The 11,951-nt window shown below is 64.6% G+C and carries 12 protein-coding genes; 8 read left to right on the forward strand and 4 right to left on the reverse strand.

Translation table 11 applies throughout. From position 1 onward, the window contains the following. Positions 1-3 precede the first annotated feature (3 nt). From ISF28_RS14500 to ISF28_RS14510, 3 genes are all read right to left on the reverse strand, one after another. Positions 4-177, reverse strand: a complete 174-nt coding sequence (locus ISF28_RS14500; protein WP_198117888.1) for a hypothetical protein — start codon at positions 175-177, stop codon at positions 4-6. 168 nt (positions 178-345) lie between these two features. Continuing rightward, the gene (locus ISF28_RS14505; protein ID WP_198117889.1) at positions 346-759 is read right to left on the reverse strand and encodes a hypothetical protein; all 414 of its coding nucleotides are present in this window, start codon (positions 757-759) and stop codon (positions 346-348) included. Positions 760-1,096: 337 nt separating this feature from the next. Beyond that, positions 1,097-2,149, reverse strand: a complete 1,053-nt coding sequence (locus tag ISF28_RS14510; protein ID WP_198117890.1) for an MBL fold metallo-hydrolase — start codon at positions 2,147-2,149, stop codon at positions 1,097-1,099. Between the two features lie 138 nt (positions 2,150-2,287). On the opposite strand from ISF28_RS14510, the gene ISF28_RS14515 reads away from it, so the two are divergent. From ISF28_RS14515 to ISF28_RS14550, 8 genes are all read left to right on the forward strand, one after another. After that, on the forward strand, positions 2,288-2,722 hold the full coding sequence (locus ISF28_RS14515; RefSeq protein WP_198117891.1) for a MerR family transcriptional regulator: 435 nt from the start codon (positions 2,288-2,290) through the stop codon (positions 2,720-2,722). Positions 2,723-2,799: 77 nt separating this feature from the next. Beyond that, positions 2,800-3,588 carry a DUF4349 domain-containing protein gene (locus tag ISF28_RS14520; protein ID WP_198117892.1) on the forward strand — a complete coding sequence of 263 codons (789 nt, stop codon included), beginning with the start codon at positions 2,800-2,802 and terminating at the stop codon, positions 3,586-3,588. A 90-nt stretch (positions 3,589-3,678) separates the two neighbouring features. Continuing rightward, positions 3,679-4,863: an isovaleryl-CoA dehydrogenase gene (locus tag ISF28_RS14525; RefSeq protein WP_198117893.1), complete on the forward strand. Its 1,185-nt coding sequence runs from the start codon at positions 3,679-3,681 to the stop codon at positions 4,861-4,863. A 206-nt stretch (positions 4,864-5,069) separates the two neighbouring features. Next, complete coding sequence (aceK, locus tag ISF28_RS14530) at positions 5,070-6,911, forward strand: bifunctional isocitrate dehydrogenase kinase/phosphatase (RefSeq protein ID WP_198117894.1); 1,842 nt, start codon at positions 5,070-5,072, stop codon at positions 6,909-6,911. Next, positions 6,904-8,103, forward strand: a complete 1,200-nt coding sequence (locus ISF28_RS14535) for an acetyl-CoA C-acyltransferase (protein ID WP_198117895.1) — start codon at positions 6,904-6,906, stop codon at positions 8,101-8,103. The genes aceK and ISF28_RS14535 overlap by 8 nt, the downstream gene beginning before the upstream one ends. An 81-nt stretch (positions 8,104-8,184) precedes the next feature. Further along, complete coding sequence (locus tag ISF28_RS14540; RefSeq protein ID WP_198117896.1) at positions 8,185-8,853, forward strand: SDR family oxidoreductase; 669 nt, start codon at positions 8,185-8,187, stop codon at positions 8,851-8,853. Between the two features lie 30 nt (positions 8,854-8,883). Further along, positions 8,884-10,011 (forward strand): acyl-CoA dehydrogenase family protein, encoded by a 1,128-nt coding sequence (locus ISF28_RS14545; protein ID WP_198117897.1) that lies wholly within the window; start codon positions 8,884-8,886, stop codon positions 10,009-10,011. 8 nt (positions 10,012-10,019) lie between these two features. Continuing rightward, entirely contained in the window at positions 10,020-10,580 is a 561-nt protein-coding gene (locus ISF28_RS14550; protein ID WP_198117898.1) for a GNAT family N-acetyltransferase, read from the forward strand. Positions 10,581-10,588: 8 nt separating this feature from the next. On the opposite strand, the gene ISF28_RS14555 is transcribed toward ISF28_RS14550, so the two are convergent. Next, on the reverse strand, positions 10,589-11,773 hold the full coding sequence (locus tag ISF28_RS14555; RefSeq protein ID WP_198117899.1) for a thiolase family protein: 1,185 nt from the start codon (positions 11,771-11,773) through the stop codon (positions 10,589-10,591). Positions 11,774-11,951: the final 178 nt, after the last annotated feature.

Here is an 11,951-nt window from a genome sequence, read left to right on the forward strand (position 1 = left end):
GGGTCAGGCGCCTTCGCCGTACAGGTCCTTCTCGGCTTGTCTTTGTTCTCTTGCGTCTTCTATTTTTCTGCGCTGCTCGTTACGTTTGCGCATGATTTCTGCGTGTTGGGCCGCCGTCATGGGCGGCGCGGTCATGAGGTCCTTCAACTGCGCGGTGTTGCTGTAGTTATTAATCATGAGGCGACTGCATCCTTATTGACCGATAACACTGGCGGGCGCCAGTATTACCGATTATGCGCGAGACTCGGCCGTTTGTGCGGACTGTCGCAGAAAAAAATTGCAGTCTGGAAGGCGCATAGCACACGGCCCGCGATGCGGGCCGGTGTGAGCTCAATGGCTGGAGGATTATTTCTGCTGCTGATGATTCATGCGCACCAGCATGCGGATGAATTCGCGCGCCAGTTGCTTGTGATGCTCGTCCAGGCGCTGGAGGTCGGCGATCAGCTTGACGTCGGCCGATTCGAACCGGGCGCTGCCGTCGACGCTGTCGCCATTGGCGGCGGCGTTTTCCGAACCGCCGAAACGCAGCCAGTCGGCCGGCACGCCCAGCCATTGCGCGATCATGCGCAGCTTTTCCTGGGTCGGGATCGCCTCTCCGACGAGCCATTTGCGCGCCGCGTGGACCGTGATCGGACGGCCTTCGAAGCGAATGTTAAATTCGCGCGCCAGCCGCGTCGGGCTGTCCGGAGAATAATGGGCGTTTTTCAGGGCTTGCTGCAGGCGCTCGCTGAAGCTCTCCCGCTCGTTAGTCGAATTCATGGGTGGCACTAAAGGTTCATGCAAAGCCGTCATTAGGTCGCTCCGTTGACCAGACCGTCTGTGACGGCAGGAGAGGCTATAGGTAACAAATAAGTGAGTATTGACCAATTCTCACAATGCTGTCCAGCAATTCCCGTTCTTTTCAGCGCGTTGTGAGCAATGTGTGAAAAATATCCTACAGGAAAAGAAAAACGTTTGCTCGTGGAAAATCTCATGAAGAAAGGGAACAAGTATTCCCTCAGGCATGCAAAATGATGCCAAGAGTCAACAAAATAAGGCGAAGTGCGGCTAGCTTGTCGTAATTTTTGCGACAAGCTAGCCTTACCAATATGTTGTTTTAAGTCAACTTGAAACGCACGATGCCATCGTCGCCGGTTACACGGACCAAGATACCGTTGTACCAAAGATAATGAAGATGGGCTAATGCCTCGCCTATCGCGAAACTGAGCTGGTGGGCGTCGAGTTGTCGCTTGAACATCAACGGGACAATGTCAACTGCCGATCGCGGCACCGTGCACACGGCGCGGACTTCGTCCAGGCGCGCCGCATGGTGCGCGCGCAATTGCGCGATACGGGTGTGCAAACCCCGGAACGGTTTGCCGTGCGCGGGCAGGACGAGGGTGTCGTCGGGCAGGCCGGCGAACTTGTCCAGGGAATCCAGGTACATTTGCAGCGGATTGCCTTCCGGCTCGACGGCGAAGACGGACACATTCGTCGAAATACGCGGCAACACCATATCGCCCGAGATCAGGATCCGGTCTTGTTCGTCGTACAACGACACGTGTTCCGGCGAATGGCCGAACCCCGTGATCACGCGCCATGTCCGCGCACCGATGACGACTCCCTGCCCATCCTGCAGGCGCGTGTACGCGGGCGGCACGGCCGGCACGAGCGACGGATAGTAATTCTTGCGGCTCTGCATCTGCTCGAGCATGCCCGCGTCGACGAGGCCGTGGCGCCGGAAATGCGGGATGGCCGAGGGCCCGTCGACGCCCGGCAATGCGGCGGCCATCATGCGCGCGAAGCCGAATTCGCCGGTGCTCGTCCAGAACGGCGCATCGAACCGCTCGCACAACCAGCCGGACAGGCCGACATGGTCAGGATGACAATGCGTCGCGACGACGCGCAGCAGCGGCCGGCCGCCCATCCCTTCGACGAACAGGCGTTCCCATGCGGCCCGGGTCGCGTCCGTCCCGGCGCCGCAATCGACGAGGGACCAGCCGCGCTCGTCTCCCGCGGCATCCTCCAGCAGCCACAGATTGATATGGTCGAGGGCGAACGGCAGCGGCATGCGCAGCCAGGACAGGCCGGGCGCCACGTCCGTCGTCGTGCCGGGCGGCGGGATGACGTCGCCGAATGGATAGCTGAGCTGGGATTCGAGAGGATTCATGCGGTCGGCTGTCTTTCGTGTTGATGCGGGGCGTAGCGCGTTACAATGCCGCAAACGCTTTGACGTAAACGTAAACTAAAGGCGCAGGTTGTGATTCTAAGCGATTCCGCACCCCGCCACCCAAGACCGCAGGACACCATGGCCACGACCTACACCATCGCCGAACTGGCACGCGAATTCGACATTACCGCACGTGCGATCCGTTTCTACGAAGACCAGGGACTGCTCAGCCCGAAACGCGAGGGCCAGGGCGGGCGCAACCGCGTCTACACCCCGCGCGACCGCACCCGCCTGAAACTGACGCTGCGCGGCAAGCGCCTGGGTCTCACTTTGTCCGAGATCAAAAGCATCATCGACATGTACGAGACGCCCAAGGACACGGTGGCCCAGATCAACCGCTTCCTCGGCGTGCTGGCGCATCAGCGCGAGACCCTGGAACAACAGCGGGCGGACATCGAGATGTCGCTGGCGGAAATTACCGTGCATGAAGAAGAATGCCGGCGGCTGCTGGCGGAATCGGGTGCAGCCGGCACCCTGCTGGCCGACGATGCCGACGAGAAGGATGCAGCCTGATATAAAGCGCGTCTTTTTCGAGACGACAATTTGCTATCTTGAGGTTCCAGACGAACCGATCAAGGAAGCAATCAGGCATGCGTTCCACGTTCTTTTCCCCCCTCCTAATCGCGCTCCTGCTTGCCGCGCTCCCCGGTTGCTCGAAGGTGCGGCAGGCCCCCATGCGCGAGCAGGCACCGATCGCGCAGCACGACCGCGCAAACACGACGCGGCAACTCGCCTACGAACACTTCGTCGACGTCGACACGGCGCCGGACAAGGTTGCAGCCCTGTACGCCGTCGGCCTGCGCGCCTGCCATGAAGCCGCCGCCGCGTGCACCCTGCTGGAGTCGCGCATCGACAGCGAACCCGACGCCGCAGCATCGCTGAAATTCCGTGCCAGGCCGGATCTCATCCCGACACTGATAAAAGCAATGGGACAGCAAGCCGAACTTGCCCATCAGTCGACACACGTCGAAGATCTGTCCGGCCCGCTCGCGGATACGGCACGCGAAATGGCCATGCTGGACGACTATCGCAGCCGTCTCGAAGCCTTGCGTAGCCGTGCCGGCAACAACGTCGACGCATTGATCAAGGTCAACCGCGAACTGGCGGAGGTGCAGTCCAGGTATGAAACGGCAGACGGCAAGCGCGCCCTGCTCGCCCAGCGCGTCGAGACCGACATCCTGAACGTGTCGATCCGGTCGGACCGGCAACGGCCATTCTGGTCGCCAATCCGCCGTTCACTGGGACAGTTCGGCAACAACCTGTCACAGGGAATATCGTTTGCCGTGTCGGGCCTGGCTTATCTGCTGCCATGGTTGTTCATCATCCTCGTCACGGCCTGGGCGGTACGCAAATTGTGGCGCAGGCGCCGTGGCCGATGATAGGCACTCGCTTGACGTTTACGTTAACGTCACACCGCGCTATCATCTAGCCTGGCCACCAGCCATCCACTAGACGAGAACGAGGACGACATGCTGCATCTCCCTGGCTTGACCTTTGACCACGGCGAAGACATCGCCGCCCTGCGCGAAGCCGTACAACAGTTCGCCACGAGCGAAATCGCCCCCCGCGCGGCCGAGATTGACCGCACCGACCAGTTCCCGATGGATCTGTGGAAAAAGATGGGCGAGCTCGGCCTGTTGGGCATCACCGTCGGCGAGGAATACGGCGGCGCCAATATGGGCTATCTGGCGCACATCGTCGCCATGGAAGAAATCTCGCGCGCGTCGGCCTCCGTCGGCCTGTCGTATGGCGCCCACTCGAACCTGTGCGTGAACCAGATCAAGCGCAACGGCAACGAAGAACAGAAGCGCAAATACCTGCCCAAGCTGATTTCCGGCGAACATGTCGGCGCATTGGCCATGTCCGAGCCGAACGCCGGCTCCGACGTCGTCAGCATGAAGCTGCGCGCCGACCTCAAGGGCGACCGCTACGTGCTGAACGGCACGAAGATGTGGATCACGAACGGTCCGGACGCCGACACCCTCGTCGTCTACGCCAAGACCGACCTCGAGGCCGGCCCGCGCGGCATGACCGCCTTCCTCATCGAGAAGGGCTTCAAGGGCTTCTCCATCGCGCAGAAGCTGGACAAATTGGGGATGCGCGGCTCGCATACGGGCGAACTGGTGTTCCAGGATTGCGAAGTGCCCGTCGAGAACGTGCTGGGCGGCGTGGGCAAGGGCGTGAACGTGCTGATGTCGGGACTGGACTTCGAGCGCACCGTCCTGTCCGGTGGGCCGCTTGGCATCATGTCGGCCTGCATGGACGTCGTCGTCCCCTATATCCATGAGCGCAAGCAATTCGGTCAGGCAATTGGTGAGTTCCAACTGATGCAGGGCAAGGTCGCCGACATGTATTCGACGATGATGGCATGCCGTGCCTATGTGTATGCCGTCGGCCAGGCCTGCGACCGCGCCCACGGCCCGGAACAGGTCCGCGCCCTGCGCAAGGACGCGGCCGGGGCGATCCTGTACAGCGCGGAAAAGGCGACGTGGATGGCGGGCGAAGCGATCCAGACCCTGGGCGGCAATGGCTATATCAACGAATATCCGGTGGGCCGCCTGTGGCGCGACGCCAAGCTGTACGAGATCGGCGCGGGCACGAGCGAGATCCGCCGCATGCTGATCGGCCGGGAGCTGTTCGGCGAAACGATGTAAGTTTGTGGAGAGAGGAGACCGGGCGAACAAGAAGATCGGCGCAAGCCGGCAAAATAACAACACTCCACGTAGCCCGAAAAAACCGAGTCCGCCGGCTCCGAAACAGCCGGAGCCGGCGGGACTTGAAGCAGCGGCCCTCAGCCTTACCGTGTCATGCATTCGCGGACTACAATGACCGCTGCCCCGTCCACCGCGCGAGACGCCCGATGATCCAGGCCACCTACCCCAAGCTGCTCTCGTCCCAGATCGCCTTCGACATCGCACGCACCATCCTGGACGGTTTCGACCGCCATTATTCGCTGTTCCGCCAGGCCAGCAAGGCCGCCAAGACCCATTTCGAACGCGCCGACTGGACCACGGCCCAGATGGCCGCGCGCAAGCGCATCGATTTCTACGACAAGCGCGTGCAGGAATGCGTGCATGCGCTGGAAGACGAATACGCGCCGGAAGACCTCACCGACGACACCTGGCGCGAAACGAAGCTGCATTACATCGGCCTGCTGAGCGGCCTGCAGACGGGCCACAAGCGTCCGGAGCTGGCGGAAAGCTTCTTCAATTCCGTCTGCTGCCACATCCTGCACCGCAGTTACTACCGCAACGATTTCATCTTCGTGCGTCCGGCCGTGTCGACCGAATACATCGAAACGGACGAACCGGCGCCGACCTACCGCGTCTACTATCCGGCGGCGGACGGCCTGCGCTTCTCGCTGCGGCGCATGGTCACGAATTTCCAGCTCGACTGCCCGTTCGTCGACCTCGACCGCGACATCGCCCTCGTCGAGGCGCGCATGATGGCGGCCTTCGGCCTGCACGAGCGCGAGCCGAACCAGCAGTTGCACGTGCTGTCGAGCCTGTTCTTCCGCAACAAGGCAGCCTACATCGTCGGCCGTGCCATCAACGGCGCCCGCGAGCATCCATTCGTCGTGCCGATCCTGCACGACCGCGCCGGCCGGCTGGTGCTCGACACCGTACTGACCGACCCGGAACAGGTGATCGTGCTGTTCTCGTTCACGCGCGCCTATTTCATGGTCGACATGGAGGTGCCTTCGGCCTTCGTGCAATTCCTGCGCAGCATCATGCCGAAAAAGCCGCGCAGCGAAATCTATACGGTGCTGGGCCTGCAAAAACAGGGCAAGACGCTGTTCTACCGCGACTTTTTGCAGCACCTGAGGCACAGCTCCGACGCGTTCCGGATCGCGCCCGGCATCCGCGGCCTCGTGATGCTCGTGTTCGAACTGCCTTCCTTTCCGTACGTGTTCAAGGTGATCAAGGATTTCTATCCGGCGCCGAAAGAGACGACCCGGGCCCGCATCAAGGAAAAATACCTGCTCGTGAAACACCACGACCGCGTGGGGCGCATGGCCGACACGCTGGAGTACTCGGACGTGGCGTTTCCGCTGTCCCGCTTCGACGAGGAACTGCTGGCGGAGCTGCGCCGGTTCGCGCCTTCGCTCGTCGAGATCGAGGGCGACCGCATCATCATCAAGCACCTGTACATCGAGCGGCGCATGGTGCCGCTGAATATCTTCCTGGACAACGCCCGCCAAATCGGCGACGACGACCTCATCGAACACGCCATGTTCGAGTACGGCAATGCGATCCGCGACCTCGTTGCCGCGAACATTTTCCCGGGCGATATGCTCTACAAAAACTTCGGCGTCACCCGACAGGGCCGCGTCGTGTTCTACGACTACGACGAGATCGAGTACCTCACCGACTGCAACTTCCGCGACATCCCGCAGCCGCGGAACGAGGAAGACGAGATGGCCGCCGAGCCGTGGTATCCCATCGGCAAGCACGACGTCTTTCCCGAACAATTTGCGCGCTTCCTGCTCGCGCATCCAAAGATACGCGCGGCGTTCATGAAACACCACGCCGCACTATTGACGCGCGTCTGGTGGCAGTCGCACAAGGACCGCATCCTGGCGGGCGAAGTCGAGGACGTTTTTCCGTATCCGCAACACATCCGGTTCCATTGCACGGACTCATCGAACCCGGCGACGCCGTCGCCGCAACCCCATTACTTGGAGACCTTACACAATGAATGATCCAATCGTTATCGTCGGCGCCGCCCGTACCCCGATGGGCGCCTTCCAGGGCGACTTTTCTTCGAAATCTGCGAACGACCTGGGCGCCGTGGCGATCAAGGCGGCCGTCGAGCGCGCCGGCGTCGACGCGAGCCTCGTCGAGCACGTCTATTTCGGCAACTGCCTGATGGCCGGCCAGGGCCAGGCCCCCGCGCGCCAGGCACTGATCAAGGCCGGCCTGCCGCTGTCGACGGGCGCCGTCACCCTGTCGAAGATGTGCGGCTCGGCGATGCAGGCCGCGATCTTCGCGCACGACGTGCTCAAGGCCGGCAGCGCCGACGTCGTCGTCGCGGGCGGCATGGAGTCGATGACCAACGCCCCGTACCTGGTCCCGAAGGCGCGCGGCGGCTACCGCCTCGGCCACGGCGTCCTGTTCGACCACATGATGATGGACGGCCTGGAAGACGCCTACTCGCGCAACGAGAAGACGGGCGAAGGCCGCTCGATGGGCACGTTCGCCGAGGAATGCGTGGCCAAGTACGGCTTCGCGCGCGAGCAGCTGGACGCGTTCGCGATCGAATCCGTCAAGCGCGCGCAGAACGCCACCGAAGCCGGCGATTTCCAGTGGGAGATCGCGCCCGTGACCGTCGCGACCCGCCTGGGCGAGACCGTCATCGACAAGGACGAGGGTCCGGTCAAGGCCAAGGTCGACAAGATCCCGACCTTGCGCCCGGCCTTCAAGAAGGACGGCGCGATCACGGCGGCATCGTCGTCGTCGATCAACGACGGCGCCGCGGCGCTCGTCATGATGCGCGAGTCGACGGCGAAGGAATTGGGCATGACGCCCATCGCCCGCATCGTCGCGCACACGACGCACGCGCAGGAGCCGGACCAGTTCGCGACCGCGCCGATCGGCTCGCTGCAAAAGCTGTTCAAGAAAACGGGCTGGACGGCCAAGGACGTCGACCTGTTCGAGATCAACGAAGCGTTCGCCGCCGTGCCGATGGCCGCGATGCACGAGCTGGACATCCCGCATTCGAAAGTCAACATCCACGGCGGCGCCTGCGCGCTGGGCCACCCGATCGGCGCCTCGGGCGCGCGCATCATCGTCACCCTGATCGGCGCGTTGAAGAAGACGGGCGGCAAGCGCGGCGTGGCGTCGCTGTGCATCGGCGGCGGCGAAGCGACCGCGATGGCGATCGAGATGGTGTGACCCCGGTTTGACCCGCGACGCGCGTGTTTTCAAAACACGGTATGGTGACGGATTGTCATCCATACCGTGAAGGAGAACCTCATGCCCACCGCTCTCATCGTAGGCGCCTCGCGCGGCATCGGCCACGAACTGGCCCGTCAATACCGCGCCGACGGCTGGCGCGTCATCGCCACCGCGCGCAAGGCCGCGGATTGCGAAGCGCTGCGCCGGCTGGGCGCCGAAGCGCACCAGGTCGACGTCACGAACGCCGAATCGATCGGCGGCCTGGGCTGGAAGCTGGACGACGAAAAGATCGACGCCGCCTGGCTCGTCGCCGGCATCTACGGCCCGGACCACGCCGGCTTCCCGACCGAGCGGGAATTCGACGACGTCATGCACACGAACGTGCTGGCCGCGATGCGTCTGCTGCCCATCGTCGCGCCGCTGGTCGCCGCGACGCGCGGCAAGCTGGCGGTGATCTCGTCGCGCATGGGGTCCATCGGCACGCGCAAGAGCAACGAGGCGACGCTGTACCGCGCCAGCAAGGCCGCGCTGAATTCGGTGCTGGCCGATGCTGCGCTGACCTGGGGCCCGCAAGGCGTCACGTGCATCACGTTCCACCCCGGCTGGGTGCAGACCGACATGGGGGGCCCGGGCGCGACGCTCACCGCCCCGCAGAGCGCGGCCGGCCTGCGCGCCACGCTGGCGGCCGCGACACCCGCGCAGAACGGCGCCTTCCTCAATTACGACGGCTCGGCCATTCCGTGGTGAGCCGTCGCCAACGATAACGACAACCGAGACATGATACTGACCGAAGAACACCAGATGATCCGCGACGCGCTGCGCACCTTTGCGCAAGAGCGCCTGGCGCCGAACGCCGCGCGCTGGGACCGCGAGCACCACTTTCCCAAGGACGAGCTGAAGGAACTGGCCCAATTGGGGGCGTTCGGCGTGGCCGTGCCCGAGCAGTACGGCGGCGCGGGCCTCGACTACGTCGCGCTGGCCCTCGTGCTGGAAGAGATCGCGGCCGGCGACGGCGGCACGTCGACCATCATTTCGGTCAACAACTGCCCCGTGTGCTCGATCGCGATGACCTACGCGAACGCCGCGCAAAAGGACCGCTGGCTGCGCCCGCTGGCGCAGGGCGAGCTGCTGGGCGCCTTCGCGCTGACGGAACCGCACACGGGCAGCGACGCCGCCGCCCTGCGCACGACGGCCGTGCGCGACGGCGATCACTACGTCCTGAACGGCACCAAGCAATTCATCACGAGCGGCAAGAACGGCGACGTCGCCATCGTCATGGCGGTCACCGATAAAGCGGCCGGCAAGAAGGGCATCAGCGCGTTCTGGGTGCCGACGAACACGCCCGGCTACATCGTCGCCGGCATCGAGCAGAAGATGGGCCAGCACTCGTCGGACACGGCGCAGATCGTGTTCGACAACGCGCGCGTCCCGGTCGAGAACCTGATCGGCGAAGAGGGGCAGGGCTACAAGATCGCCCTGTCCGGCCTGGAGGGCGGGCGCATCGGCATCGCGTCGCAATCGGTCGGCATGGCGCGCGCCGCGTTCGAGGCCGCGCTGGCGTATGCGAAGGAGCGCGAGAGTTTTGGGTCGCCCATCTTCGACCACCAGGCCGTGCAATTCCGCCTGGCCGAAATGGCGATGCAGATCGAGGCCGCGCGCCAGCTGATCCTGCATGCGGCATCGATGAAGGACGCGGGCCTGCCCTGCCTGAAGGAAGCCGCGATGGCCAAGCTGTTCGCGTCCGAGATGGCCGAGCGCGTGGTGTCGTCCGCGATGCAGGTGTTCGGCGGCTACGGCTACGTGGCCGACTTCCCCGTCGAGCGCATCTACCGCGACGTGCGCGTGTGCCAGATCTACGAAGGCACGAGCGACATCCAGAAAATCCTGATCGCACGCGCACTGTGAATGCCTTGATGGACAGCGTGGAGAGGCTGGCGATCCGCCCGGCCTTTGAAGCCGACCTGGCCCCGTTCTTCGCCTACCTGGACGACCATCTGCGCGACAACGGCGCCGGCGGCACGCCGCTGTTCCAGCCGATCGCGCCCGGCCAGCCGCGCCTGCCGGCCGGGCTGCGGATCGCGTTCATCAAGGGCATCGAGATTCCCGTCGCCCAGCCGGGCTGGCGCCGCCTGTGGCTCGCCATCGACCCGTACGGCGACATCGCCGGCCACATCGACCTGCGCGGCCGTCCCGAGCCGGCCGCCACGCACCGCGCCATGCTCGGCATGGGCGTGCACCGCGTGTGGCGGAGGCGTGGACTCGGCCGGCGCCTGCTCGAGACGGCCGCCGGCTGGGCGCGCGCCGACACCGGCATCGACTGGATCGACCTCGAGGTCTTGTCGGACAATCTGCCGGCCATCGAACTGTATGCACGCGCCGGCTTCACGACGGTCGCGCGCGTGACGGACATGTTGCGCGTCGCCGGGGTCAGTCATGACCTGAGCTACATGACGTACAGGTTGCGCGCCGGGTGACGGCGTGATCACACCTGCTCCAGCGCCAGCGCGATACCCTGCCCGCCGCCGATGCACAGCGTGACGACGCCGCGCCGCGCGAGCCCGCGCCGCATCGCGTGCAGCAGGCGCACCGTCAGCACGGCGCCCGTCGCGCCGATCGGGTGGCCGTGCGCCACCGCGCCGCCCTCGACGTTGATGACGTCTTCCGGCAGCGACAGCTCGCGCGCGACGACCAGCGGCACGGCGGCGAACGCTTCGTTGATTTCGTAGCGGTCGACGTCGCCGATGGCCCAGCCGGCGCGCGCCAGCGCCTTCTGCACGGCCGGCACCGGCCCCCGGCCGAACATGCCCGGCTCCACGGCCGCCACGCCGGAGGCGACGAGGCGCGCGATCGGCTGCAGGCCCAGGCGCTCGGCCGTCGCGCGGTCGGCGACGACGACGGCGGCCGCGCCGCTGTTCAGGCCGGGCGCATTGCCGGCCGTGATCGTGCCGTCCGGACGGAACGCGGGTTTCAGCGCCGCGAGGGCTTCCAGCGTGGTGTCGGGGCGGTTCGACTCGTCCGTGTCGAAGCGCTGCACGCCGCGCCGGCCGGCGATCTCGATCGGCACGATTTCATCCTTGAACGCGCCGGCCGCCTGGACCTCGGCGAAGCGGCGCTGCGAGCGCTCGGCCCAGCGGTCCTGGGCGGCGCGGCTGATGTCCGCTTCCTTCACGAGATCTTCCGTGTGCCAGCCCGAGTGCTGGCTGGAGAACGCGTCGTTCAGGCCGTCGTGCAGCATGCTGTCGTAGATTTGCGCATGGCCCATGCGCACACCCCAGCGCGCCTGCGGCATCAGGTACGGTGCCTGGTCCATATTTTCCATGCCGCCGGCCAGCACGACGTTCGCTTCGCCGGCCAGGATCTCGTGCGCGGCCGACGCGATGGCCTGGGCGCCCGAGCCGCACACGCGGTTCAAGGTCATCGCGGGCACGCTCACCGGGATGCCGCCGTGCACGGCCGCCTGGCGGGCCGGATTCATGCGGTTGCCCGCCTGGACCACGTTGCCCATCAGGACAGCGTCGATGGCATCGGGGGCGATCCCCGCGCGCTCGACGGCGGCGCGCACGGCGGCCGCGCCCAGCTCGACGGCAGGAATGGATTTCAGGGAACCGTTGAACGCACCGATGGCGGTACGCACGGGGGCACACAGGACGATGTCGCGGGCAGGCATGATGGTTCCTTTCAGTGGGTGACTTATAACCTATCTCAGTAGGGTGGGCGGCCTGTTTGGCACAGATACATAGTGGACACTTGTCTAGAGACATAGTTGACACCTTTTATCATCATTGCAACTTCGTTATTTGGAGCTTGCAATGCCTTGGAAGGAGTCGTCAAAAATGTCTTCTCGA

The sequence above is a fragment of the Massilia rhizosphaerae genome (genome assembly GCF_016093545.1).
In the GTDB taxonomy this organism is placed as follows: Bacteria; Pseudomonadota; Gammaproteobacteria; order Burkholderiales; family Burkholderiaceae_D; genus Telluria; species Telluria rhizosphaerae.

Excerpts from the sequence above, each read along its gene's own strand:
- ISF28_RS14500 (WP_198117888.1), bottom strand. The coding sequence starts at position 177 with ATGATTAATAACTACAGCAACACCGCGCAGTTGAAGGACCTCATGACC.
- ISF28_RS14505 (WP_198117889.1), bottom strand. The coding sequence starts at position 759 with ATGAATTCGACTAACGAGCGGGAGAGCTTCAGCGAGCGCCTGCAGCAA.
- ISF28_RS14510 (WP_198117890.1), bottom strand. The coding sequence starts at position 2,149 with ATGAATCCTCTCGAATCCCAGCTCAGCTATCCATTCGGCGACGTCATC.
- ISF28_RS14515 (WP_198117891.1), top strand. The coding sequence starts at position 2,288 with ATGGCCACGACCTACACCATCGCCGAACTGGCACGCGAATTCGACATT.
- ISF28_RS14520 (WP_198117892.1), top strand. The coding sequence starts at position 2,800 with ATGCGTTCCACGTTCTTTTCCCCCCTCCTAATCGCGCTCCTGCTTGCC.
- ISF28_RS14525 (WP_198117893.1), top strand. The coding sequence starts at position 3,679 with ATGCTGCATCTCCCTGGCTTGACCTTTGACCACGGCGAAGACATCGCC.
- aceK (WP_198117894.1), top strand. The coding sequence starts at position 5,070 with ATGATCCAGGCCACCTACCCCAAGCTGCTCTCGTCCCAGATCGCCTTC.
- ISF28_RS14535 (WP_198117895.1), top strand. The coding sequence starts at position 6,904 with ATGAATGATCCAATCGTTATCGTCGGCGCCGCCCGTACCCCGATGGGC.
- ISF28_RS14540 (WP_198117896.1), top strand. The coding sequence starts at position 8,185 with ATGCCCACCGCTCTCATCGTAGGCGCCTCGCGCGGCATCGGCCACGAA.
- ISF28_RS14545 (WP_198117897.1), top strand. The coding sequence starts at position 8,884 with ATGATACTGACCGAAGAACACCAGATGATCCGCGACGCGCTGCGCACC.
- ISF28_RS14550 (WP_198117898.1), top strand. The coding sequence starts at position 10,020 with ATGGACAGCGTGGAGAGGCTGGCGATCCGCCCGGCCTTTGAAGCCGAC.
- ISF28_RS14555 (WP_198117899.1), bottom strand. The coding sequence starts at position 11,773 with ATGCCTGCCCGCGACATCGTCCTGTGTGCCCCCGTGCGTACCGCCATC.